This is a genomic window from Mucilaginibacter sp. (assembly GCF_025362475.1).
GTDB lineage: Bacteria > Bacteroidota > Bacteroidia > Sphingobacteriales > Sphingobacteriaceae > Mucilaginibacter.
In genome coordinates this window covers 108,068-132,654 of sequence record NZ_JANYGH010000058.1, presented here as the reverse complement: position 1 = coordinate 132,654, position 24,587 = coordinate 108,068, and the positions used below count along the sequence as shown (strand labels likewise).

The 24,587-nt window shown below is 43.4% G+C and carries 17 protein-coding genes; 7 read left to right on the top strand and 10 right to left on the bottom strand.

What is annotated here, in order from left to right; genetic code table 11:
• Positions 1-30: 30 nt before the first annotated feature.
• The 5 genes from Q0R88_RS19275 (at position 31) to Q0R88_RS19255 (ending at position 7,935) form a co-directional block, all read left to right on the top strand.
• Positions 31-1,593: a hypothetical protein gene (locus tag Q0R88_RS19275; protein ID WP_295719293.1), complete on the top strand. Its 1,563-nt coding sequence runs from the start codon at positions 31-33 to the stop codon at positions 1,591-1,593.
• A gap of 27 nt (positions 1,594-1,620) precedes the next feature.
• Positions 1,621-3,720 carry a ferritin-like domain-containing protein gene (locus Q0R88_RS19270; RefSeq protein ID WP_295719291.1) on the top strand — a complete coding sequence of 700 codons (2,100 nt, stop codon included), beginning with the start codon at positions 1,621-1,623 and terminating at the stop codon, positions 3,718-3,720.
• A gap of 14 nt (positions 3,721-3,734) precedes the next feature.
• Positions 3,735-4,655, top strand: coding sequence for a DUF692 domain-containing protein (locus tag Q0R88_RS19265; RefSeq protein WP_295719289.1), 921 nt, complete (start codon positions 3,735-3,737; stop codon positions 4,653-4,655).
• The gene (locus Q0R88_RS19260) at positions 4,648-5,505 is read left to right on the top strand and encodes a DNA-binding domain-containing protein (protein WP_295719286.1); all 858 of its coding nucleotides are present in this window, start codon (positions 4,648-4,650) and stop codon (positions 5,503-5,505) included. Before Q0R88_RS19265 ends, Q0R88_RS19260 begins: the two co-directional genes overlap by 8 nt.
• 135 nt (positions 5,506-5,640) lie before the next feature.
• Positions 5,641-7,935 carry a GH92 family glycosyl hydrolase gene (locus Q0R88_RS19255; RefSeq protein ID WP_295719283.1) on the top strand — a complete coding sequence of 765 codons (2,295 nt, stop codon included), beginning with the start codon at positions 5,641-5,643 and terminating at the stop codon, positions 7,933-7,935.
• A 110-nt stretch (positions 7,936-8,045) separates the two neighbouring features.
• Here Q0R88_RS19255 and Q0R88_RS19250 read toward each other — a convergent pair whose 3' ends face one another.
• The 3 genes from Q0R88_RS19250 to Q0R88_RS19240 all read right to left on the bottom strand — a co-directional run bounded on the left by Q0R88_RS19250 (position 8,046) and on the right by Q0R88_RS19240 (position 10,945).
• Entirely contained in the window at positions 8,046-8,570 is a 525-nt protein-coding gene (locus Q0R88_RS19250; RefSeq protein WP_295719280.1) for a hypothetical protein, read from the bottom strand.
• A gap of 144 nt (positions 8,571-8,714) precedes the next feature.
• A complete protein-coding gene (locus Q0R88_RS19245; RefSeq protein WP_295719277.1) occupies positions 8,715-10,277 on the bottom strand; it encodes a M20/M25/M40 family metallo-hydrolase in 1,563 nt (520 codons plus the stop codon).
• Positions 10,278-10,561: 284 nt separating this feature from the next.
• On the bottom strand, positions 10,562-10,945 hold the full coding sequence (locus Q0R88_RS19240) for a LiaF domain-containing protein (protein WP_295719275.1): 384 nt from the start codon (positions 10,943-10,945) through the stop codon (positions 10,562-10,564).
• Positions 10,946-11,289: 344 nt separating this feature from the next.
• Between Q0R88_RS19240 and Q0R88_RS19235 the strand changes: the two genes are divergently transcribed.
• Positions 11,290-13,659, top strand: coding sequence for an ABC transporter permease (locus Q0R88_RS19235; protein WP_295719273.1), 2,370 nt, complete (start codon positions 11,290-11,292; stop codon positions 13,657-13,659).
• A 536-nt stretch (positions 13,660-14,195) separates the two neighbouring features.
• Here the strand turns inward: Q0R88_RS19235 and Q0R88_RS19230 are convergent.
• From Q0R88_RS19230 to Q0R88_RS19215, 4 genes are all read right to left on the bottom strand, one after another.
• Positions 14,196-15,776 carry a glycoside hydrolase gene (locus tag Q0R88_RS19230; RefSeq protein WP_295719270.1) on the bottom strand — a complete coding sequence of 527 codons (1,581 nt, stop codon included), beginning with the start codon at positions 15,774-15,776 and terminating at the stop codon, positions 14,196-14,198.
• 217 nt (positions 15,777-15,993) lie between these two features.
• On the bottom strand, positions 15,994-16,722 hold the full coding sequence (locus tag Q0R88_RS19225) for an MIP/aquaporin family protein (protein ID WP_295719268.1): 729 nt from the start codon (positions 16,720-16,722) through the stop codon (positions 15,994-15,996).
• Positions 16,723-16,754: 32 nt separating this feature from the next.
• Positions 16,755-18,269, bottom strand: coding sequence for a glycerol kinase GlpK (glpK, locus tag Q0R88_RS19220; RefSeq protein ID WP_295719265.1), 1,515 nt, complete (start codon positions 18,267-18,269; stop codon positions 16,755-16,757).
• 32 nt (positions 18,270-18,301) lie between these two features.
• Positions 18,302-19,876 (bottom strand): glycerol-3-phosphate dehydrogenase/oxidase, encoded by a 1,575-nt coding sequence (locus Q0R88_RS19215; protein WP_295719263.1) that lies wholly within the window; start codon positions 19,874-19,876, stop codon positions 18,302-18,304.
• Positions 19,877-19,998: 122 nt separating this feature from the next.
• Here Q0R88_RS19215 and Q0R88_RS19210 point away from each other — a divergent pair, with 122 nt between their 5' ends.
• A complete protein-coding gene (locus Q0R88_RS19210; protein ID WP_295719261.1) occupies positions 19,999-20,766 on the top strand; it encodes a DeoR/GlpR family DNA-binding transcription regulator in 768 nt (255 codons plus the stop codon).
• A 22-nt stretch (positions 20,767-20,788) separates the two neighbouring features.
• Here the strand turns inward: Q0R88_RS19210 and Q0R88_RS19205 are convergent, their stop codons facing one another.
• From Q0R88_RS19205 to Q0R88_RS19195, 3 genes are all read right to left on the bottom strand, one after another.
• The gene (locus Q0R88_RS19205; RefSeq protein WP_295719259.1) at positions 20,789-22,435 is read right to left on the bottom strand and encodes an amidohydrolase; all 1,647 of its coding nucleotides are present in this window, start codon (positions 22,433-22,435) and stop codon (positions 20,789-20,791) included.
• Positions 22,436-23,779, bottom strand: coding sequence for an aspartate aminotransferase family protein (locus tag Q0R88_RS19200; protein ID WP_295719257.1), 1,344 nt, complete (start codon positions 23,777-23,779; stop codon positions 22,436-22,438). It lies immediately after the preceding gene.
• Between the two features lie 144 nt (positions 23,780-23,923).
• Positions 23,924-24,583, bottom strand: coding sequence for a GNAT family N-acetyltransferase (locus Q0R88_RS19195; RefSeq protein ID WP_295719256.1), 660 nt, complete (start codon positions 24,581-24,583; stop codon positions 23,924-23,926).
• Positions 24,584-24,587 lie beyond the last annotated feature (4 nt).

Genomic DNA, 24,587 nt, shown 5'->3' with positions numbered 1-24,587 from the left:
AAATGCGGGGCTTATTTAAAAGCCGAACCCATGAATAACAATTTTAATGACACCAACGCCGAGCCTGTTCCACAGCTTAGCGATATACAAGGTTTAATATTACGCGGATATAATTTGCCGTACGTACGTTACATTATTTTTACCATAAAAGACGTTGAGGGAGCACGCGGATTTTGCAAGAAAATACTTCCCGGCAGTAATGAGCCGCTCACTGTAACCACCGCAACACCCTGGCAAAATGGACAGAAACCTGCTTATTGTTTAAATGTGGGTTTTACCGTTTTTGGTCTTAAAAAATTTATCACCGAAACTCAGTATAAAGCGGTAGCTAATAAAAGCTATGAGCTTTTTCAGCTTTTTAAAAATGGCGCGGCATACCCGGACAACGCTGACCTGGTTGGTGATACCGACGATAGCGCTCCCGCTTTATGGTGGAAACGTTCCGACGGTTGGCAGTCACCCACTAATCCGGCTAAAGATGGTTCTGATCTGGATGTGCAGGTAAGCCTTTTTGCACATGATCATGATAGTCTTGAATTGCACTATCAAACCTTGCTTGGCATGATTCCCGCAAGTGCCAATGGCCCATCAATGATGCCGGTTTTTATGAAGGATTCTGAACCATTGCCGCAAGGGGATGATTTTATTCACTTTGGGTATAAGGATAGCTTTTCGCAGCCAAGATTAAGTAAGGTGCCATGGAATACAACCCAGGGACGTTTGCTGTTGGGCAAAAGCACTGTTGATGACAGACCCATTGTACCGCCTTATCATTTTGTTATCAGCCCAAGAAGCCCCAGCGGGCCAACCTATAATTCACATCCCTTACTGCAAAATGGAACCTTTGCCGCGTTCCGGTTGCTTTACCAGGATGTAAAGGCATTCAATAAGTTTATCAATAATCCCAAAAATGGCGCAAGCCCCGATCTGGTGGCCGCTAAAATGTGCGGGCGCTGGTTTGATGGTACGCCGTTAGTTATATCGCCCGAAAAGCCGGATCCAAACTTAAAGGATTTTGACTTTACTAATTTTAATTACATCAATCCCACAGAAAATCAGCAAGGTATACGTCAAAATGATGATCTGGCACAACTTTGTCCTTATGCCTCCCACATTCGCCGAACCAACCCGCGCGATGATGGAAAAGTAAAAGGGAATACTAATCCCGATGGTACAGCAGCCAACGCGCAGGCCAAACGGATTATGCGCAGGGCAGGCCCCTACGGACCTGAGTATACCGAAAAAGAACCCGCGGGGATACAGCGGGGATTGGTTGGCTTATTTATATGCGCCAATTTAACCGAGCAGTTCCTGTTTATTATGCAATCATGGATCAACATGAACAACTTTAGGCCGGGTGCTGATAATAGTCCGAATTTGAGTGGGTTCGATCCGCTTTTTGGTCCGCCAAAAAGCACAATACCGCAATTTAATGAGTTTGACTATCTGCCCGATGGAGCAACAGACCAGCCTTATAAACGAATAACCGGCATTGAACGCTTTATCCGTACCGATGGCAGCCTGTATTTGTTTTTACCGGGAATAGCCGGGCTTGAAAATATAGCGAACGGCACATTACCTACTTTGCATTGATCACATTTAAATCAACATACCCAAACCATGAAAAGTACACTATTATTTACACATGACGACCGGCTGAAAAACCGCCCCGTCTCTTTCAAAGAGGTAGATGAGCAGGCCTTGCATGCCATAGTGCAGGCCGCGGTTAACGTGGAGCTATTTACCATCCCTTTGTACATGACCTCTTTATACTCGTTGCAGGGTATGCACGAGATAAACAGCAAAGGCAATAATTTTTATGAAGGTCGTGTTTGGCCGGGCATGGCTGCTACTGCAAAACCTAAAACCGGGAATGATAAAGCATTCAACGCTGTTTTTAGTGTGTTTGTGGCCGAAATGCTACACCTGCAAATTATTTCAAACCTGGCTAAGGTAATTGGCTACGATCCTAAATTTACCTGCGAACCTTTGCAGGATGAGAAGACATACGCCTGGAAATGCTATGGGGATGACAAAACTATACTACCGCACATTCTTGATTTTAAGGATACTATTGCCCCGTATAATAAAATAAGGGTGAAAACCGGTGCCATGAATATAGAGCAGATGCACCTGTTCCTGGCAATTGAGCAAACAGAGAGCGATGCCGAAAAAGTACTTGACCCTAACAAAATAGAAAAGTACAGCGAAAAAGCACCTTTTGATAATTGGAAACCGGGTACAGATTTGCCCTGGTTTGGCTCAATAGGCAATATGTATCTGCAATTGTGGAACTACATTTCTATCACTTATGCAGATGGAGTAACCTTATGGGATATTGTTTTTGCAAAAGGTAAAGCCAAAGCAAACCCTGGTGGCGAAGAACCTGCCGTACAACAGGAGGTGTTCAATCCGGATAGGCTTAATCCTCAGCCGATTGATGATGGCAAGAGTTTGGACGAGTATCCGGGTATTGCTACCAGTATTCAGCATATTGAATCGGAAGCAGCGCTTAAGGATGTAATGAACATGATAAACGGTATTACCGACCAGGGCGAAGGCGGGGGCGTGATAAAGGCCATTCTTGATAAAGCCAATAAAAATAAAACAGCCGATCATCATGCAAACCTTACCGCGGTTCAGGATCAGTTTAGACCCAGCTGCCCGGTTTTGCGTAATAAATACCCGTCATTTACCGCTACCGGTGCCGATGCGCCCTCTGCCAAAGCCGAGGCCCGTCATCATTATGGGGCGATGGATCACTTTGAAACTTTTGCCTATGTGCTTGACCTTATTAAAGATGGGGAAATAACCACTTGGGATCAATGGCACCAACAAGGAAATTCATGGACAGCGGAATTGTTGCAAACTCCCGCCTATGACCCGGCTCAAAATCCAAAATTACCGGCCTCTGGCGATATAGCCGCGGCATTAAATCGCTTAAAATTGAATGATACCGCCGAACAAAGCAATTTTGATCTGTTTAGCCGTACTTCAACAGGCGCAATTGCCGGTGTTACTAAAGTGCTTAATACTTATTTTAAAACAAAAGGGGCAGCTTTTCCATATCCTTCGATGGGTGGCTCGGGCGATAGGATGTCTATTTGCTGGGCTATATTTGGTAAAGCCCCCGATCTTTCACTGGGGATAGTATCTCCGCTTGATCCGCCGGTAAACCGCGACGAACACTTGTATCATGCCTGCCAGGGAATGAACCTGGATGATACTTTGAAAAGCGATCCTAATAGTTGCGCTCCTTCCGAGTTGTTTCATACCTGCAAGGGATCAAACGATTGCAGAGCGGAGGGCGGATGTGGCTTTGTGCAGTCAACGCACGGAGGAACAGGCTGTGGCGCATCTGCTGCTTTTACCTTTTATAAAGCGCCTCCTGTAAATGCAGATTCAAGCGACCAGTTTTTTAGTGCGCCATCTGATAACGCCTGCGGAGGTTTAGGTGGTTGCGCCGTGCCTATCTCAGCATCGCAAATGTATCCCGAACTGCCCAAAGAAAGTGATGTGTACCGCATGCAGCTGTATGATTTTGGTCCGAAACCTGATTTTAAATCAGAGCCGCTTGCTACCATGTATTACGATAAAGGAGAATTGGTTTATGATGTAGCATGGAAAGCTTACCGTAAGGTTTTAGAAAAAAGAGGCCTGCCGGTGCCTGAAAAGCCTAAACCAAGCGACTTGCGTTTGGCCTTTCCTCCATCAACCTAAATAAAACAACCTGTATGGATACCAATATTTTACCGCGCCTGGGCCTCCCAAATTTGGGCCTGGGCGTTGGTTTACGAAATAAACATTTCAACTACCTGCTCAGCAACCCGCCGCAGGTTGACTGGTTTGAGATCATCAGCGAAAATTTTATGGATGATTTTGGCTTTGCCCGCCATGTGCTGATGCATGTACGGAAAGAGGTACCCGTGGTAATGCATGGGGTATCACTCTCTGTTGGCAGTACCGATCCTATCAACTATAAATACCTGGAAAAGCTTAAGGCGCTTGCCGAAGCAATTGAACCAGCATGGATCTCGGATCATTTATGCTGGACAGGTGTTGCTTATACCAACACGCACGATTTGATGCCTATGCCCATGACTACCGAAAGTCTTAACCACGTTAGCGATCGGGTGATGCGGATCCAGGATTATTTAAAACGACCGTTGATATTGGAAAACCCTTCAACCTATCTGCAGTTTAAGGCATCAACCATTTCAGAATGGGGCTTCCTGTCATCTCTGGCCACAACAACAGGCTGCGGCCTGTTACTTGATGTAAACAATGTTTTTGTATCGGCCACAAACCATGGTTATGATGCGCCAAATTATATAAACTGCCTGCCACATGAGCATATTGTACAAATGCATATTGCAGGCCCAACAGATTGCGGCGATTTGCTGATAGATACCCATGACCAGCCCGTACCATCCGAAGTTTGGAATCTTTACGCCCAGGCGCAAAAACTAACCGGCGGTGTAAGCACATTGCTTGAATGGGATGCTAAAATACCTGATTATCCCGATCTGTTGATAGAGTTGTATAAGGCTCGTGAAGTATTAAAGGGTAATATCCCGGTTCAGGAGGTTAACAAATCGGGGAGTAATCCGGTGTCAAACCCGGTTGATTTTCAATTGCAGGCGGCAAATGGTTAAAGATCAAAAACTCATATTACTGCAAAACTGGCTCAAAGCTGTAGTGATGACACCCGGTTATATACCTCAAAAACTGGGACGTGCAAAACAACTTTATGGTTTGAGCGAAACAGATGTGGTAGCCGACCAGGGTAAGGCATCTGTATATGCCCGTTTAAATGTGTATAGCTCGGGCTATTTGCTGCGCCTGCTGGATTGCATGTATGCCGATTACGCCATCAGTAAAAAATTTATGGGCGATGAGGTGTTTGATAGTTTTGCAAAGGCCTACTTACTTTATCATCCATCCACTTCATTTACCTTATATGACCTGGGGAAAGCTTTTCCTTCATTTTTAGCTAAAACAAAGCCGCCGGTTATGCCTGGTGACAACGACGAGATGGATGATTTCATGGATCTGCCTATAGCCCTAACGAAGCTGGAAAGGGCCCGGCAGGAGGCTATGCGTGCTCCCGGAACGGAAGGCAACGTACATAGGGATGAGGAAATAAGTATCCAGAATGTTTTTTTTAATGTTGTTAAAGTATTCACGCCCGGCTGTTTGCAATTGCTGGAACTGGAATTTTCGATGATCCAATTTTTCACATCCGTTTACCGCGATTTGGATTATGAATTACCATCGCCCAAAAAAACTTTTATGGCGGTGAGCCGCAAAAACTTTAAGGTAACCATGACAGAGCTTACCGAAATACAATACTTTTTGCTCGCGATATGCCAAACAGAACCTAACCTGTATGATGCTATAACGGCCACAGCATTAAGGTGTAAGGTATCGGCATCGGTGCTTTTAGCAGATGTATGCCTTTGGATGCCGCTATTTCAGAAAAACGGATTGATGGATTGGGCCTGAAGGGTTCTGGCTCTTCTGCGGGATCAACCTTAATTACATAATGGTTCCATCTGTGTAAAATATATGTAGATACATATAAAAGCTATTTTGTGTGCGCTATATTCGCGGCATCAATTGATCTTTCTAATTAATTTAATGAAAAAAATTTTAAGCATTGGCTTTGTTTGTTTTAGTTCGATGGTATTTGCACAAAAAAATACCCCGGATAACCTGGTTCAATACGTTAACCCTTTTATCGGCACAGGAGCTGTAGATAAAAACAGTTTATCGGGAAGTAACTTTCCGGGTTCAACTGTTCCTTTTGGCTTTGTACAGCCAAGTCCTGATACCCGCGAGGCTCCTGATGATCCGGCTTCCGGTTATGATTACAACGATAAAACCATTATTGGCTTTAGTCATACCCACTTGAGTGGTACAGGCGTATCAGATTTGTTTGATGTATTAATGATGCCTACTACCGGTGCAATTAATTTGGTGCCGGGCAGCGCCGGTAAACCAGGCAGTGGTTATAGCTCATCTTTTTCGCATAAAGAGGAGGTAGCTAAACCCGGATATTACCAGGTAATGTTAAAAGATTATAGCATAAATGCCGAGCTTACTTCAACATCACATGTGGGGCTTCACCGTTATACTTTTCCAAAAAACGAGGAATCACATATTATTATCGATATGGATCATACCCTTGATAAAAAGCGGGGTTATTGGGCTTGCAAAATTATTAGCGCACAGTTAAAAATTGTTGATGACCATACCATTGAGGGTTACCGCATTTTAAGTGGCTGGGCTAAATTACGTAAGGTTTACTTTCATGCCGAGTTTTCAAAGCCGTTTACCAGCAGTGTTTTGGCAAGTGGCAGCCGCAGGTATACTGATCTTACTATCATTAACGGAACAAACCTGAAAGCAGCCTTAAACTTTAATACTAAAGATAAGGAACAGGTGTTGGTAAAAGTTGGCCTCTCGCCTGTTAGCACCGAGAATGCCCGGATGAACATGAAGGCCGAACTGCCCGACTGGGATTTTGATAATACCAGCAAACAAAGCAGCCTGCAGTGGGAGCATGAACTGGAAAAGATCAAGGTTGAAGGAACGCTGGAGCAAAAACAGATCTTTTATACGGGTATGTATCATGCCTTTACCCAGCCCAACAATATGGCCGATGTAAATGGCGATTACCAGGCTACCGATCTTACCATTGCCAACGCGCCCGACAAAACCCATTACTCTACTTTTTCGTTATGGGATACTTACCGGGCGGCACACCCACTTTATACTTTGATCCAGCCAGAGAAAACGGCCGGCTTTATCAATAGTATGATGCGCCAGTATGATACCTATGGTTACCTGCCTATATGGCAATTATGGGGCGATGAAAACTATTGCATGATTGGTAATCATGCTATCCCGGTTATTGTTGATGCCGCTTTAAAGAATATAAAAGGCTTCAACTATGAAAAAGCTTATGAAGCTATCAAAGGTTCTTCGGTAACAGACCATCCCGGATCACCCTTTACATCACTGGAGAAATACCAATATATTCCCGAAGATGTGGAATCACAATCAGTATCGGTAACGCTGGAAATGGCCTATGATGACTGGTGTGTAGCTCAATTAGCCAAAAAGCTGAATAAAACGGAGGATTATGAGCACTTCATGAAACGATCTGAATTTTACAGGAATTTGTACAATACCAAAACCGGCTTTTTCCAGGCCAAAAAGAAGGATGGTAACTGGATGGAACCTTTTGATCCGTTGGCCTATGGCGGTAACGGCGGCAGCCCCTATACCGAAGGGAATGCATGGCAATATTTTTGGTATGTGCCTCAAAACGTATCCGGCCTTATAAATCTTGTTGGCGGTAACAGTGCTTTTGCCCAAAAGCTTGATCAGTTTTTCTCCACCAAAGATAAACCCGGTGAAGTTAATGGTAATGCATCTGGCTTTATAGGCCAGTATGCCCATGGTAACGAGCCAAGCCATCACGTAGCCTATTTATATGATTATGCAGGCCAACCCTGGAAAACTCAAATGTATGTAGCTAAAGTTTTAAACGAATTGTATAATAATTCATCATCGGGCTACTCTGGCAATGAAGATTGCGGGCAGATGTCATCATGGTATATTTTTAGTGCGATGGGCTTTTACCCGGTTAACCCTGCAAATGGTGTTTATGCCATTGGTTCGCCGGTTTTAAAACACGCACAGATCAGTGTGGCAGGTGGCAAATTTTTTACCGTTGATGTGAAAAACGCAGGTAAACAAAACGGCTATATTCAATCATTAAAACTGAACGGTAAAACCTATACCAAAACCTATATTACCCAAAATGATATAGTAAACGGAGGCAAACTTGAATTTGTAATGGGATCAAAACCTAACAAAGCCTGGGGTATTAAACCTGCAGATGCACCGCTTGGCTGGGGTTATTAAATGCTGAAGGCAAAAGGCGTTCAATCACCGGCTTTAATTTTACGGGATTAACTGCTTAAAACAAAAAAACGAGTCTATACAATTTTGTGTAGGCTCGTTTTTATTATTGACTAATTAAAATCATGATTGGCAGGCGAAAGTATAATACCATGATGTGCATTCACTACTCCATTGGCATATCCGTTGGTGTCCACAAACATTTTCTCATTCTCTATCAGGAAATGTGTGTTGCCAACTTTAAAATTGCCTTTAATGGTTAACACTCTATCTGGGTTCTGGGCATGTATTTCATTAAGTATATGGCTTGATAAACCGGCATATTCATGTTCATCAAACTGGTAAACATCAAGTACGGGTTCTTCCTGGCCTGTTTGGTACACCTTAATACGGGATTTGGTGATCACTAAACGGATGTCTGGCCTGTCGGCAACGGTATTGCTTACAATGCTTAAAGGACGACCGTCTAACGTTGAGATGTTTGCATCGATATTAAGCACCAGGCTTTCATTGTTTTTTCTTTCATTATAAAAAGATAAAATCTTTAAAAACTCCGTGTTTTTGTCGTCATCATTTACTGTAAGCGTGCGTTGTGTACTCAGGAAAATGGTGGTCCCGAAGATGAATGCGTGTTTCATGATTTTTGATATTGGTTTATAAACTATTAAGCGCCAAAAGCGTAAAATGTTTTGTTTAAATATAGATTGCGGGCAGCATATTTATAAACCAAAAAGCCTTTCAGTATTTGCTGAAAGGCTTTCAAAAATACAAAGCAATAGGTGTTACTTATCCAATCCTCCGTGTCGGTTTGACATCGTTTGAACCGGCCATTTAACCCCCTCAGTTTTGGTGTTTGTTGTTTTAGCCGGATCCTCGCTGGCCATATAAGCCATAATAGCTGCCACCATGGCGTTGTTCCGCAGGTCATCAAATACAACTTTGTCGTAGGTGTCGCGGTTGGTATGCCAGGTGTATGAGCCATATGACCAGTTAAGCGAGCTTAACGAAAAACCAGGAGCGCCTACTGCTACAAATGAAGCAAAGTCGGACCCACCACCACCCGGCTGGCCAGGGAAAGTTGTTTTGATTCTGTTCTTAAGTGTATCGGGCACGGCAGCAAGCCATCTGCCCAAATAATCTTTTGCTTCTACAAAGCCTTGTCCGCTTAAGTTAACAACGCGGCCGGTACCGTTATCCTGGTTAAACAGCGCCTGCAGGTTTTTTACTATCTCCGGGTGATCCTCTACAAAGGCCCGTGAACCATTCAATCCTTCTTCTTCGCTGCCCCAGTGGCCTACTAATATGGTGCGTTTTGGGTGAGGATAATATTTTTTAAGTAAACGCATAGCCTCCATCATGGTAAGAGTACCTGTGCCGTTATCTGTAGCGCCAGTGCCACCATCCCATGAGTCAAAGTGTGCCGAAAGCATTACATATTCATCGGGTTTTTCGGTTCCTTTTATTTCGGCAATGGTATTAAAGGTAGGTACCACACCCAGTTCTTTTGATTCGCAATGAATGCTGATCTTTGGGCTGTTGCCTGATTCGGTTAGGCGATAAAGCATGCCATAATCTTCCAGCGCGATATCAACTGTAGGTACTATTTTGGTGTTGGCTCCAAATATTTTATCAACCCCAAAACCTGCCGACCAGTTATTGGTAATGATACCTACAGCACCCGCATTTTCAAGTGCAACAGGCAATGTTTTATTGGTAAAACCGGTTTTGCTGATCCGTTTTTTCCAGGCATCGGTTTGAGCGGTGCGGGCTGCCTTCATTTTATCGAATGATTCCTTAGTGGCAAATTCCGTCCAGTTATAATCGGGCCTGCCGGTTGGCTGGCACATGGAAATCATCACTAATTTACCTTTTACTTTTGGCAGCCATTGTTGAAAAGCAACAGAGTCTGTTACGTCAGCAAGAATAATTACTTCGGCAGTAACGGTTTTATTGCCCATGCCCGGGCTCCAGGCCAGTTGGGTGCCCTCCAATGATTTTACCCGCGGAGAGATCATATCAATATGCGAAACTCCACGTTCCCAGCCGCGCCATTCGCCCCATTTTTCGTTATGAGCCTGGATATCCCAGCTTTTATATTTGGCTACGGCCCAATCATTGGCCTGTTTCATTTGTGGTGTGCCTACCAAACGGGGGCCAATACCATCAAAAAGTTCATGCGCCAGTTTTTCCAGCTGCGAGTTGCTGGTTTCCTCGGTCATGATATTATTAATAATAGGATTTGTTGATTGTGCATTAGCGATGCCGCTGCAAAGCATCATGCCAAATAAAAATGGCCTTGTTTTCCGCCACATGCTATTACTGAAATTTGGGTTAATGTGTTTCATGAACCTAATTTATAAAAAAGGAGGGAGGTTTGGCTGAAACAGGTTGCAGGTAGAATAATTGTTACAGAAAGCAGAATTGTAAAAGGGGTTTTAACCCGACTTACATTAGAATGTTGGCGTGATTGTTAGAGACTGTATAAAAATAGAGAAAAAGATCGTCATTGCGAGGTACGAAGCAATCTCTACACAGGTAGATCGGCCTTGTAGAGCCGCTCTGTATAGCTTGGAGATTGCTTCGTACCTCGCAATGACGATTTACTTATTTATAATTAGTAAAGTGCAGGTTATTCTTCCAGGAAATTCACTATTTCTACAGCTGCAAATACGGATAGGCCTTTAAGAACTAATACTTTATTTGACTTTGCTGTGCGGATTAAATAGCTCCGGTCATCATCCATTTCCGAAGCAATGTGCGTAATTTCTGTTTCAACGCGCCAGTCAATAGGTATGGCTATGGTTACCTGGCCAAATGCCTGTGAAATATCAAGAGTGGCTACACCTGTAAGGTCGGCCTGGGTGAAATCCAACTCGGTATTGCCGAATACATTTCTGACGATGCCACCTTTAAAATCTTTTGAAAGTACTGTTCTTTTTATCTCGCCGAAAATAGCTGTAGTGTTGAGGCTATGGTCCGTATTTTGTGTGATGGTTCCTGATAAAATATTCATACTCTTGACTTTATTGTTATTCAAAAATAGGCAATTGCCTATCCGGAGAAAGTTAATCCCCGCAGAAGGTTTAAAGTTGTCGGTAAATGCGGGGATTATGTCGGTGAAAATAATTCATAAATATTGCAGGGCCTTAAGAGCACGATAAAAGTTAAAAAATATCAATATCCGCAAACGTAAATTTTATCTGAATTTATCATTCACGAAAACGAACGGATGCTGTTCGTTTTTGATACAGTGATAAATGTGGTTTTGATGTTAATTTATTAATAATCAAATGTTTACATGTGAGGCATGGTTTTTAATTATAGTTGATGTTCGCTGTAATTATTAATCCTAAAGCCATGATAAAGAACTACTTAAAGATAGCGTTTCGCAACCTGAAAAAAGATAAGCAATTTACTTTTCTGAATATGATGGGTCTTTCTGCAGGATTGGCCTGTACTTTATTGATTTATTTATGGGTGCATGATGAGTTAAGCTACGATAAGTTTTTTGAACATGATAACCAGGTTTACCAGGTGATGGAGACCCGCATAGGTGGCGGAAGCCAATCGCTTACCGATGAATCATCGGGGCTTGTTAGTGACCTTTTAAAGGTTCAGGCTCCGGAGGATGTTGAATATGCGGCAGCAGTTGCCCCTGCAGATTGGTGGCAAAAATTTACCCTTACCGTAGGCGATAAAAACATTAAGGCTACAGGGCAGTATGTAGGTAAGGACTATTTTAATATTTTTTCGTTTAAAATGCTGCAGGGCGAACGGGGGAAAGTACTTGCCGCTAAAAACAATATAGTTATTTCTGATGAGCTTGCAAAAAAGCTTTTTAATACGGTAGATAATGCGATAGGTAAATCCATTAGATTTCAGCACGATAAGGAGTTTGCTGTTTCGGGTGTGTTTGAAAAATTGCCGATACATTCTTCCCAGCAATTTGATTTTGTATTATCGTTTGATTACCTGGCCGATGTGCAGGGTTGGGTTAAAACCTGGAGTAATGGCGGTCCGCATAATTTTGTGATGCTGAAAAAAGGAACAGATGTGGATGCATTCAATAAAAAAATCACCAACCTGGTCACAAAGAATAGCGGCGATACCACAAGACGGGCTTTTGCCATGCGGTTTTCAGAGAATTATTTGCGTAACACCTTTAATCATGGGGCAAGGGTAGGCGGCAGGGATGAGTATATTAAGCTGTTTTCGCTTATAGCCATATTTATACTGCTGATTGCCTGTATCAATTTTATGAATCTTTCAACAGCGAAGGCATCAGGCAGGATGAAGGAGGTAGGGATTAAGAAGGTGGTAGGTGCGGCCCGGAGCCAGCTAATCATCCAATTCCTGTCAGAATCATTGCTGATGGCTGTATTTACCATGATACTCGCAATTATCATTGCCTGGTTATTACTGCCGCAGTTTAACCAGTTAACCGGGAAGGAAATTAAATTGAATTTCGATTTTCAGCTGATCAAAATCTTAATTGGCATCACGCTGTTTACCGGCCTGGTTTCGGGCAGTTACCCGGCTTTATACTTATCAAAATTTAACCCTTTAGCGATATTGAAAGGAAAGCTTAACTCATCTTTTGCAGAGCTGGTTGCGCGTAAGGGCCTTGTAGTTTTTCAATTCACACTTTCGGTGATGCTGATTGTTGCAGTACTGGTAGTTTACAGGCAGATTCAGTTTATCCAAAATACTACGCCGGGTTATAATAAAGATAATATGATCAGGTTTGATTCGGAAGGGAAACTTGCCGGTACAGAGGAAGTATTTGCTGCCGAATTAAAGAAAATTCCCGGCGTTGTAAATGCGAGTTTTACCCAGCATAATATTGTAGGGCGCAACTTTGGCACTACTGGCCTCAGCTGGGATGGCAAAGAAGCTAATAAAGATGTTTATTTTGAAGGCTTTTTTGGCGGATATAATTTTATTGAAACCATGGCCATGAAAATGGCCACAGGCAGGGCTTTTTCAAAAAACTATGGAACCGAAGGCGCTAAGGTTATATTAAACGAAACTGCTGTAAAGGCTATGCATCTTCAAAATCCTATAGGTAGAATTGTTAAAGTTTTAGGAGGTAATTTCCAGGTTATCGGGGTGGTAAAAGATTTTCACTTTGAATCATTACATGAAGTGGTACGGCCATCGTTTATACTGCTTGCCCAGGGAGCCAGCCCATATTTTAAAATGATGATCAGGATTAAAGGAGCGCAGCAGAAAGAAACCATCGGGCAGATACAGCATCTTTATGAATCTTATAATCCGGGCTTCCCGTTCACTTATAGCTTTTTAGATCAGGCTTATCAAAAACAATATGAAACCGAAGTAAGGGTTTCAACTTTAACTAAATATTTCTCCTTCCTCGCTATTCTTATCTCCTGCCTTGGTTTGTTTGGATTGGTAGCATTCACGGCACAAAAACGGCAAAAAGAAATAGGCATCCGTAAAGTAATCGGCGCATCGGTAAATAGTATAACCATTATGCTAACCCAGGATTTCCTGAAGCTGGTGTGTATCGCCGTAGTTATCGCTTTCCCCCTGGCATGGTGGGGAATGAACCAATGGCTGCAAGGCTTTGTTTATCGTATTAACATGGGCGTGGGGGTGTTTTTTATTGCAGGCTCATCTATCATCATAATAACGCTTTTAACTGTAAGCTTCCAGGCCATTAAGGCAGCAATGACCAACCCTGTAAAAAGTTTAAGGAGCGAGTAGGGGGAAGAGAATCAAGAGTTAAGAATCAAGAATCAAGAAATAAAAAGATGTGTTTTGGAGGCTGTCTAAATTTGATTTATTAATTTTTTCATACTTCTAATGAAGTACATATCTGCGCGTCGTTGCTTCGTGCCAACCCATGACGTTGTTGCAAAAAAAAACTTTTTGTCATCCTGAACGCAGTGAAGGATCTGTTGTTCGCCATGCTTCTTCGCCCTGTACAGCCGGCGAATAGATCCTTCGTTCCTACCCATGACGTATTGGATTTTGAGACGTGTGGGCCTGTCAGTCTGAGCCTGTCGAAGACTCGCGCGGAGAGGCCTTTGCCCACTATCCTTCGACAGGCTCAGGATGACAGCCATTTTTGTTACGTTATTTCTCCTTTAGAGTTTCACGAAATTTTACAACTCAGGATGACAAACCTTTTAAAACGTCATCTCCCCTCAGTGTTTCGCGAAATTTTACAACTCGCAATTGACGCGCAGTCAATCTATTTTTAGACAGCCTCTTATGATTTGATTCTTATCTCCTGAGCCTTAATTTAATACTAATGTAGAGATAGAACGGGCTGGAAGGATAACATCAGGTGAAAATTTCTTGCCTGGCGATGCTTTCATATTATCAGCTTGCTCCCCGTCTGTTAAATAGGTTACAATTGTTTTATATTTGATGCGGTCGCCCTTTAAGGCGAGCCTGATCCGGGCATTCCTGGTGCCATGATTAATGCCTACAATTACCAATTGATTGTTTTTATCTTTCCAGGCAGAGATCAGTAAATCATGCTTACCTGTTGTTGTGTCAGGAGTATTGATGGCAACCCGTTGCATACCGGGGCGGATAAATAGACTGTAATGTCCTAAAGCCCATAAATTTTTGGTGGCCGTAAATTCCCCGTCTTTAAAATCGGGTTTGGGATTTAAAGCGATAAGGTAGTAACGGGTATCAAAATCGGCATTGCCGGGCTCATAGGAGTTCCAGAACTGCCAGGCCGTTGCGTTGGCTGTTGTCAGGTCGGTATGTATCACTTTAGCCAAAAATAAAGCACAATCTATGGCGCTTATTTTGCCTTTTGCTCCTTCTTTATAACCATCGGCCAGCATGCTGTATTCAGATTGCCAAAAGTTAACCTTGTATTTGCTGGCAGTATCTGCCAGGCGGCTGCGGGTAGTAAGCAAGGCTTTATCATTGTTTTCGGTAAAATAGCTATGGCCTGCAATGGTTGCCGGCACATGATTGAATTTGTTGACTGATAGCGGGCTTTTGGGGTCAAAAAAATGTTGAATCTGACTTGAATGATTTTCGGTACCCGAGTATAAAGAGCTTAACATGCCTGCTTCGCTAATTAAAATATTACTGCTGATTTGTTCTTTGTTTAAGGCCTGGTTTAGCTTTTCTACAACTTTATAAATATCTTCATTCTTCCAGGGAGAGCCTTCCTGGTCAGCGTCTTTATATGCATGTGCCCAGTCCCATTGCGGCTCGTTAACCGGGCTGATATAGTTGAAATGGATTCCCTCGCCATCAAAATGCTTAATTACCTGTGCTAAAAATTGCGCGTAGGCATCATACGCATCTGCCCGCAAATTACTGGTATAGTCCTTTTCTGTTTTATATCCAAGGCCGTTGCGTGTAAATTGAACCGGTGGGCTGTTTGAAAAAGCGATCAGGGTTTCAACACCATAGTCATGCGCTTTTTTCAGGAAGAATTGGTAACCAGCCTGTTTGTTCCAATCATAACTGCCGGCAGGACTTAAAAAGCATTCTGTCCTTTTTCTGAAATCCTTTATACCGCTGCTGTCGCCCTGTTCGGTAGTGCCGGCTCCTATATTAAACCTCCAGGCGGATAGGCCTATCCCTTCCGGGTTTCCCTGTTTATCTTTTTGTTTGCTGAATAGCAGCCGGGCAATAGTTTCTTTTTTTTCGGCGGGCCAATACTTACCAATCCCTTCAGAAAACCAACAACCAGAAGCTCCGAAATTATCGATCGTCTGTGCCGTTTTGCTCAAATCGATATGTAAAGTGAACACGGTGTCGGTCGCCTGGATGGCTTTTACATTGGTAGCCAGGAAACTTAAGAAAAAGAAAAGGCGTGTTGATTTAAGGAAGAGGTTTTTCATACGGATTATTCAATGGATGAAAATAAAGTTTAAATGTCGTTTTTACATAAAAAAGCGACATAAAAATAAATGCTTTTTTATGTCGCTTTAAGTCGCAAACCTGACAGGCGTGAATATCCTGTGGGATGCCGAAATAAATTCGGCTCGACGTCCACTTTTTAACTTTGATTAGTCTTCGTCAGGCAAATAACAATTTAAAAAAGTGTAGGCAATTATTTTACTTCACCAGTAAATATAAGCCCGCGGCTATAGATGCTCCTACTATCGGGCCAAAAACGGGTATCCATGCGTAGGCCCAGTCGCTGGTGCCTTTATTTTTGATAGGTAATATCATATGCATAAAACGTGGTCCCAGATCCCGGCAGGGGTTAATAGCATAACCCGTTGTGCCGCCCAGTGATAAACCTATAACCCAAACCAATAAAGCTACCGGTATAGCGCCAACAGAGCCGAGGCCCACGGGCGTTTTAGTAGGGGTGATCTCGCCTCCCGAAATATAAAATATAGTAAACAGCAGTACAAAAGCGCCAATAATTTCGCTGGTAATATTTGATACATAGTTACGAACCGCCGGACCGGTACAAAATACAGCAAGTATAGCACCAGGCTCATTTGTGCGTTTAAAATGATCATAATACATAGCCCACACCAGGAATGAGCCTATCATCGCTCCTAAAAATTGTGCAGCAATATAAAGCGGAACATTTGCCCATGGAAATTTACCGGCTATTGCCAATGCTATGGTAACCGCCGGGTTAAGATGCGCGCCGCTATATGGCCCCGCGACTACAACCCCAACAAATACGGCCAGCCCCCAGGCCGTGGTAATAACTATCCAGCCGCTGTTATTTCCCTTGGTATCTTTTAATACCACGTTGGCTACTACGCCATCGCCCAAAAGTATAAGTAACATAGTGCCAAGCAACTCGGCAATAAATGGAGACATGATAATAGATTTTATAGGTTTGAATAATTTACTTAGATCGTTTGAACTGCCTGCCCGGCATCAGACCAGCTCTGCGCGGCATGGATAGCCCTTTTCCACCCTTCAATATCTGTTTTAATATCCTGCAGATCGTCTCCGGGCGTAAATTCCTTTTCAGATTGCCAAAGCTGTTGTATCTCGGCTACATCCTTCCAAAAACCAACTGCTAAACCGGCAAGGTATGCAGCACCCAATGCAGTTGTTTCAACAATGCTTGGCCTTATAACCTTGCAACTTAAAACATCAGCCTGAAACTGCATCAGTAAATCATTTGCCGTTGCGCCGCCATCCACACGTAACTCTTTTATTTGCATGCCTGCATCCGCTTCCATGGCATTCAATACATCCATAGTTTGGTATGCTATAGAAGCCAGCGCTGCCCGGGCCAAATGGCCGGCCGTTGTACCCCGTGTAAGGCCAACGATAGTTCCCCTTGCTTCAGGGTCCCAATAGGGGGCACCTAAGCCGGCAAATGCAGGTACAAAAAATACACCACCGGTATCTTTAACACTCATGGCCAGCCGTTCAACATCTGCCGATGTTTTAATAATACCAAGCCCGTCTCTTAGCCACTGTACCACAGCCCCGCCAATAAATATACTGCCTTCAAAGGCATATTGAATTTCGCCGTTAATTTTCCAGGCAATGGTGGTTAGCAAATTGTTTTTTGATTCAATAAACTCACTACCAATATTCATCAGCATAAAACAACCTGTGCCATAAGTGTTTTTAACCATGGCCTTATCAATACACATCTGCCCAAACAGCGCTGCATGCTGATCGCCGGCTATGCCTGCAATTGGTATTTTGCTGGCAAATATGGTTGTAGCGGTTTCGCCATAAATTTCGCTGGATTGTTTTACTTCGGGCAGCATGCTTTTGGGGATATCAAGCAGCTGCAATAATTCATCATCCCATTGTTGGGTGCGGATATTGAATAACATGGTGCGGCTTGCGTTGGTAACATCGGTTACATGGACGTGGCCACGGGTAAACTTCCATACAAGCCAGCTGTCAACAGTTCCAAATGCCAGTTTCCCGGCCTCGGCCTGGGCGCGTGCGCCTTCTACATTATCGAGGATCCATTTTATTTTTGAGCCCGAAAAATAGGCGTCTATCACCAACCCTGTTTTTGAGCGGATCATATCGCTGTGGCCGTCCTGCTTTAATTTATCGCAATAAGCAGCGGTGCGCCTGTCCTGCCAAACAATGGCGTTGTAAATGGCTTCGCCGGTTTCCCGGTTCCAAACAATGGTAGTTTCGCGTTGATTGGTGATACCAATGGCTTTTATGTTTTTACCGTTAAGCCCGGCTTTAACCGTAGCTTCGGCCGCAACACCCGCCTGACTCGACCAAATTTCGTTGGGATCATGTTCAACCCAGCCCGGTTTTGGGAAGTATTGTTTAAATTCTTTTTGCGAAAGTGATTTGATTTGACCCGCATGATCAAATATAATTGCCCTCGAGCTGGTTGTCCCCTGGTCAAGGGCTAAAATGTATTCTTCCATTACTTAGGTTTTATAAATTGGTGGTTTATTGGTTAGGCTAATATATAGTTTTTGGCAACTTTATTAAAGGCGCTTACCTGTTCGGCTTGCCATTTATTATCCTTGTTTAGTTCGCTTGCCATAAGGCGTGCTACCTCGGGGGCCATGGCCATAGCTAAGCGGGCATCTAAAAATAATACGCGGGTACGGCGGGCCAGTATATCCTCAACGGTACGCGCCATCTCGTACCTTATAGACCAGATAACTTCGCCTTTAGTGTATTCATTATCCGGGTGGACCGGGTTTTTCCAGTCGGTATCTTCATTTGCCAGTGCCAATACCTTCTCTATATCAGCACCATATACATATAAATGATTACTCCTATCAGGGTTTGGCCTGCTGCCATGAATGGGCAGGCCTGCAGTGTGGCAGATGTTGTTTTTTAACTTACCCACTTCAATCGCTTTATCTATAGTGTCCTCGCCCATTTTACGATAGGTAGTCCACTTGCCGCCGGTTATGGTGATGAGGCCGGATTTGGAAACAATAAGTTTATGGCTGCGCGAGATTTCTTTTGTTTTTGATGAATCATCCTGGGGGGCTGCCAGCGGTCGCAAACCGGCAAAAACACTCAATACGTCCTTTCGGGTTGGTGTTTTTGTAAGATACTTAGCCGCAGTGCGCATAATGAAATCAACTTCGGCTTCAAGGGCTATCGGTTCCAGGCTATGTTTATCAATAGGTGTATCAGTGGTGCCAACCAATAGTTTATTATGCCAGGGAACAACAAACAGCACGCGCCCGTCCTCGGTTTTAGGGATCATGATCGCGTCTTCTCCCGGCATAAATGATTTGTCTAAAACAAGGTGTACCCCCTGGCTTGGTCTTACTAAAGGCTTACAATCGGGCCTATCCATTTTAAGTACATCATCAACAAAAACTCCGGTTGCATTAATAACGGTTTTGGCTTTTAACTGGTAAGCAATGCCGGTTTCTGTATCGGCGACTGCAACACCTGCAATTTTATGATGGGCATCTTTAATCAGCCCGGTAACCTTAAAATAATTTAAAACGGTAGCGCCTTGTTCTAAAGCTGTTTGTGCCAGGTTGATAGCCAAACGGGAATCATCAAACTGACCATCATGGTATGCTACACCACCATGCAGCCCTTTACCTTCAATTCCGGGTAGCCTGTTTAGTGTTTCTTTTTTGGAGATATGCTTTGCCCTGCCAAAACCAAGCTTGCCGGCCAGCAGATCATATATGGTTAAGCCAATTGTGTAAAATACACCATCAAACCAACTGTAATTAGGGATAATGAAACTTTCGTTTTTTACCAGGTGGGGGGCGTTCTTCAACAGTAAACCCCGTTCATGCAGGGCTTCGCGTACTAAACCTATATCACCTTGTGCCAGGTAACGCACACCGCCATGTACCAGTTTGGTTGCCCTGCTTGATGTGCCTTTGGCAAAATCGGCCTGTTCAAAGAGTAATGTCGAAAATCCCCTTGAGGCTGCATCAACAGCTGCACCAAGGCCGGTTGCGCCACCGCCTATTATAATTACGTCCCAGCACTTATCCTTATCTTTTATAGATGTTAAAATTGAATCTCTTTTGAAAATACTCATTTTGTTGTTTTGTATTTCGTTTATGTTTCAAATATACAATATCGAAATATAAAGTAATGAAATGAAACTTATTTTTTGTTTCAATTGGCTGTTGTTTGTTTTTTATTTACTTTTGATCGTTTATGAATAAAAATACCGACAGGCATAAAATTATACTTCAAAAACTGGATAATGATGGCTTTGTAAATGTACAGGAGCTGGGAAAGGAATTGAATGTTTCGGAAGTTACTATCCGCAAGGACCTGAAACTTTTGGAGGATAAAAAATTATTATTCAGAACACATGGCGGCGCTACCAAAAGCAACCCATATACCAATGACAGACCTGTAGCCGAGAAAGAAAAACTAAACGCGCCCGAAAAGCAACAAATAGGTATAGCCGCCGCTGCATTGATAGGGCAAAACGATTCTATCATTATTGCATCGGGCACCACGATGCTTGCCCTGGCACGGTCTATTAACCCGGGCAAACACCTTACAGTAATTACTTCGGCCCTAAATGTAGCCATGGAGTTATCGCAGCATCCCAATGTGGAGGTAGTTCAGTTGGGTGGGCAACTGCGTACTTCATCGTCATCGGTAACGGGATCATACCCCGAGGTGATGTTGCAGGACATGGCATGTAGTATGCTTTTTTTAGGTGTTGATGGAATTGACCCAGAAATTGGATTAACCACGACTAATTTAATGGAGGCAAGGCTAAATCAAAAAATGATTAATGCCGCGCAAACTGTAGTGGTATTGGCAGATAGTACAAAGTTTGGGAAACGGGGCTTAGGGAAAATTTGCCCTTTAGACCAGGTTCAGCATATTATTACCGATAGTGGAATAAGTGCGGGAATGTTGAAAGTATTACAGGAAAAAGGAATTACAGTTACTGTTGTAAAATAACCCCGCACAACTTTCCAAAAGCTTAAGATCGGTTACTATAAACGCATTTGCCGTCAACAAAAGTTTGCTCGATCTTGAGCATGCTAAGCTCATGCGGTGCCGTTGTTAATGGATTTTTATCAGCGATAATAAAATCGGCCAGCTTACCTGCTTCCAACGAACCAATCTGATCGGTTTTGCTAACAACAGCGGCACTATAGGTATAAGCCTTAAGCGCTGACGCTATGCTAATGCCCTCCTGCGCGGCTATCACGTTACCTTCATTATCTGTACGGGTAACGGAGGCTTGCATACCTTTAAAGGGATTTAAATCTTTTACTACCGGCGCATCTGATGAAAGAGCCAGCAATATGTTATGTTTTAAAACTGAATTTACGGGATAACATTGGTTAAGATAATCGTCATCAAGATATTTGATAAAGTTTTTGCCCAATTCGCTGATAAAAATGGTTTGCATGGATGTGGCAATGTTATATTGCTGCATATCCCGAAAATGTTTCTCTTCGGGTAATCCCAGGTGCTCAATTCTGTTAACGATACCCGGGAACTTATGATGAAGATGTTTATAAACATCAATTACAAATTCAATAGCGGCATCACCAATGGCATGTGTAGCTATGCCTAAACCTTTTTGTAATGCTTGTAAGGAAAGTGATGTGTATTGATCCCTTTTTAATCGCAGCACGCCTTGCTCTGATGAGTTTTTATAATGCCTTTTAAGGGCGGCTGTTTTACCGCTTAAGCCACCATCCGAAAAGAATTTAACTGTGTTTACGTTAAAAGCGTCCGACTTAAAATGTTCAGGAATAGGATAGGGGGCGTCGCCTCCATCGGGGAGGATTATCGGAATAGCGTTCAATCTGAAACCCAGCTGATCCTGTTGGTGCATTTCGTAATATGCTTCCAGTAAAAGTGGATCGACCGCCGGATCTGTTGCTGCGGTGATACCGTATTTATAAAGCTCCTCCCGTGCTGATAGTACCATCACCTTCAGTTGGTCTTTTGTATAAGAAGGAATGTTTTTGGTGATTAAGCCCAGGGCAGTTTCGGTGAAAATGCCGTTTGGCTTACCATCATCGCCGATATAAACCACACCGCCATCGGGTACAATTGTGTTTGAGGTAATGTTACAAACTTCCAGCGCTTTTGAATTGCAAACAGCAATATGCGCACAGGTACGTATTACATAAACGGGCCGGTCTTTCAATACCTTATCCAAATCAGCCCTGGTGGGGATCTGCCCGTTGGGCCAGGCCGCTTCGTTAAATCCGCGGGCGGTTATCCAGGCCGCTTCCGGGTACTGATGAGCATAGGTATCAAGCATTTGCAGCATATGATCCAGGCTTTCGGCTCCCCTTACATCAAGCATATAGGTTTTAAGGTTACCAACCTTCCATAGGTGGATATGGCTATCATTTAAACCCGGCATTAATGTTTTGCCCAATGCGTCAATTACCTGCGTGCCGGGCTGGATGAGAGGCTGCAATTCATCAAACCTGCCTACAGCTTTTATGCGGTTGCCTTCAATAGTAATAGTATTGAAACTATTGTTATCAAAACCATCGTGAAATGAAAGGATCCGGGCATTATGGATCAACAAGCTGCCAGTCCCGTTTTTAAAAGGGGGGAATCCTGTTGATCCATCATCGTTCATATGCCTGATGCTCATCTATTTTCTTTTGTTATCCGCTCTTTGAATCGCCTCTTCCAAAACGCTCAGCGCTTCTGTTAATTGCTCATCAGTTATTACAATAGGCGGCAATAAACGCAGGCAATTGCTAAACATTCCGGCGCGGATCATGATCAAGCCATGGCTTACCGCATCCCTGATGATCTCTAATGTAACATCCATGTCTGGGTCTTTACTGTCGCGATCCTTCACAAACTCCACCAATCGCATGGCTCCTAAACCGCGTACATCGCCAATGATCTGGTATTTCTCCTTCCAGCTTTCGAGGGTGGTGAGCATCAGTTCGCCAACCTCGTTTACACGGGTCAGGAAGCTTTCACTTTTTATGATTTTAATGGCTTCAATCGCCGCAGCACAGGCCACCGGACTACCGCCATAAGTACCACCAACACCACCCGGATGCGGCGCATCCATGATCTCGGCCCTCCCGGTTGTTGCGCTTATGGGCATGCCCGCACCTATTGATTTGGCACTAACCACTACATCGGGTACTATATCAAAATGATCAACGGCAAAGAATTTTCCTGTACGGCCTGCCCCGCATTGGATCTCATCGGCAATCATCACGATGCCATATTGATCACACACTTCACGGATTTTTTGAAGATAAGCCTTTGGCATGGGGATAAAGCCGCCTTCGCCCATTACAGGTTCAATAATAATGGCGGCTAATGATTCCGGGTCAACCTGTGATATAAAGGCGATATCCAGTTGTTTAATAAAATACTGGATGTATTCCTCATCGCTCATGCCTTGTATTTTACGATACAGGTTAGGAGCAGGGATGCGGTATATATCAGATACAAATGGTCCCATCCCTTTTTTAAACAACGAATACTTACTGGTAAGGCTAAGGGTTAACAAGGTGCGACCATGATAAGCCCCCTCAAAACATAAAATAGAATTGCGTTTGGTATAATATTTGGCTACGTTGATGGCATTTTCCACCGCTTCTGAACCTGAATTGGCCAGTAAGGTTTTCTTTTTAAAATTGCCGGGGGTAACTTCATTTAACAATTCGGCCAGTTCAATATAAGGCTCCATGGTGGTAACCAGCGAACAAGTATGGATATATTTATCAACCTGTTTTTTAATTGCATCTACCACGTTTTGATCGCTATGGCCCACGTTGATCATACCTATGCCACCGGCCAGGTCAATAAGTTGGTTGCCATCCACATCCCAAACCAACGCGCCCGAGGCACGTTCAACAACTACATCCGTTGATTTGGCTAAACCGGCTGGCAGCGCGTTTTTTCTTCTCTCTAATATTTCCTGGCTTTTAGGGCCGGGTAACGCGGTTTTTAATTGAATATATTTCATTGTCTTACGATTTCATTGGTTTTATTGGGATGTCTGAACCAGAATTTACAGAATTAATGAATTAACAGAATTGCAAATCAAATTCGAGAAATTCTTCAAATTCAAAAAAATCCGGTTCAGATATTCTGATTCAGAAATTTTCGTTCATACATCCTTACTTATATCTAATTTTATCAGTACTCCATAGTTGCCGCAAACCGGGTCGTTCACATGTTCGGGCATTAAGGCTATGGGTTCAAAGCCTATTTTCATTTGTTTGGAAAGTGTTGGGTCTTTGCGTTTACCGGTAAGCAATTCCTGGTAATAAGTTTCTCCGCTCATTTGGCTGCTTACGGCACCATAGCCACTCATCATCCCAACGGTCAGCTGCCCTTTTAAGCCCAGTAATTTGGCCATTTCATGTCTTGCCCGGTAAAGTATTCTTGCCAGGCCGCGGCCGCGGTAGGCGGGTAATATGCCCATATCAAGGCCATAAAGCCAGTCGCCATTGGGGTTGTGGTTGGTGAGCCAGCCGCCCGCTATGGTTTCGGCAAACGTATGTTCATAGTTGGCAAAATCAAAATTAGTGCGCATGGTGGTGGTCATACCTATAACATGGTCTTTATCAGTTATAACAAATTGTCCCTCAGGAAAAACTTCCAGGTGGCGTAAATAATGTACGGCCCTGATATGTTCCTCGCTTGATAGCGTAGGGAAAATAATTTTTTGAAGTTCTTCCAGTTGTTCTACATGCTCAGCCCGTGTGTTCTGAACAACCAATCCGTCGGGAATTAACTGGTAATATGCGGGTTTTTCTGTTGTCATGATC

Coding starts and splice junctions, on each gene's coding strand:
- Q0R88_RS19235 (WP_295719273.1), top strand. CDS start 11,290: ATGATAAAGAACTACTTAAAGATAGCGTTTCGCAACCTGAAAAAAGAT.
- Q0R88_RS19205 (WP_295719259.1), bottom strand. CDS start 22,435: ATGAGCATCAGGCATATGAACGATGATGGATCAACAGGATTCCCCCCT.
- Q0R88_RS19200 (WP_295719257.1), bottom strand. CDS start 23,779: ATGAAATATATTCAATTAAAAACCGCGTTACCCGGCCCTAAAAGCCAG.
- Q0R88_RS19225 (WP_295719268.1), bottom strand. CDS start 16,722: ATGTCTCCATTTATTGCCGAGTTGCTTGGCACTATGTTACTTATACTT.
- Q0R88_RS19265 (WP_295719289.1), top strand. CDS start 3,735: ATGGATACCAATATTTTACCGCGCCTGGGCCTCCCAAATTTGGGCCTG.
- Q0R88_RS19240 (WP_295719275.1), bottom strand. CDS start 10,945: ATGAATATTTTATCAGGAACCATCACACAAAATACGGACCATAGCCTC.
- Q0R88_RS19230 (WP_295719270.1), bottom strand. CDS start 15,776: ATGAAAAACCTCTTCCTTAAATCAACACGCCTTTTCTTTTTCTTAAGT.
- Q0R88_RS19260 (WP_295719286.1), top strand. CDS start 4,648: ATGGTTAAAGATCAAAAACTCATATTACTGCAAAACTGGCTCAAAGCT.
- Q0R88_RS19270 (WP_295719291.1), top strand. CDS start 1,621: ATGAAAAGTACACTATTATTTACACATGACGACCGGCTGAAAAACCGC.
- Q0R88_RS19275 (WP_295719293.1), top strand. CDS start 31: ATGAATAACAATTTTAATGACACCAACGCCGAGCCTGTTCCACAGCTT.
- Q0R88_RS19215 (WP_295719263.1), bottom strand. CDS start 19,876: ATGAGTATTTTCAAAAGAGATTCAATTTTAACATCTATAAAAGATAAG.
- Q0R88_RS19195 (WP_295719256.1), bottom strand. CDS start 24,583: ATGACAACAGAAAAACCCGCATATTACCAGTTAATTCCCGACGGATTG.
- Q0R88_RS19245 (WP_295719277.1), bottom strand. CDS start 10,277: ATGAAACACATTAACCCAAATTTCAGTAATAGCATGTGGCGGAAAACA.
- Q0R88_RS19210 (WP_295719261.1), top strand. CDS start 19,999: ATGAATAAAAATACCGACAGGCATAAAATTATACTTCAAAAACTGGAT.
- glpK (WP_295719265.1), bottom strand. CDS start 18,269: ATGGAAGAATACATTTTAGCCCTTGACCAGGGGACAACCAGCTCGAGG.
- Q0R88_RS19250 (WP_295719280.1), bottom strand. CDS start 8,570: ATGAAACACGCATTCATCTTCGGGACCACCATTTTCCTGAGTACACAA.
- Q0R88_RS19255 (WP_295719283.1), top strand. CDS start 5,641: ATGAAAAAAATTTTAAGCATTGGCTTTGTTTGTTTTAGTTCGATGGTA.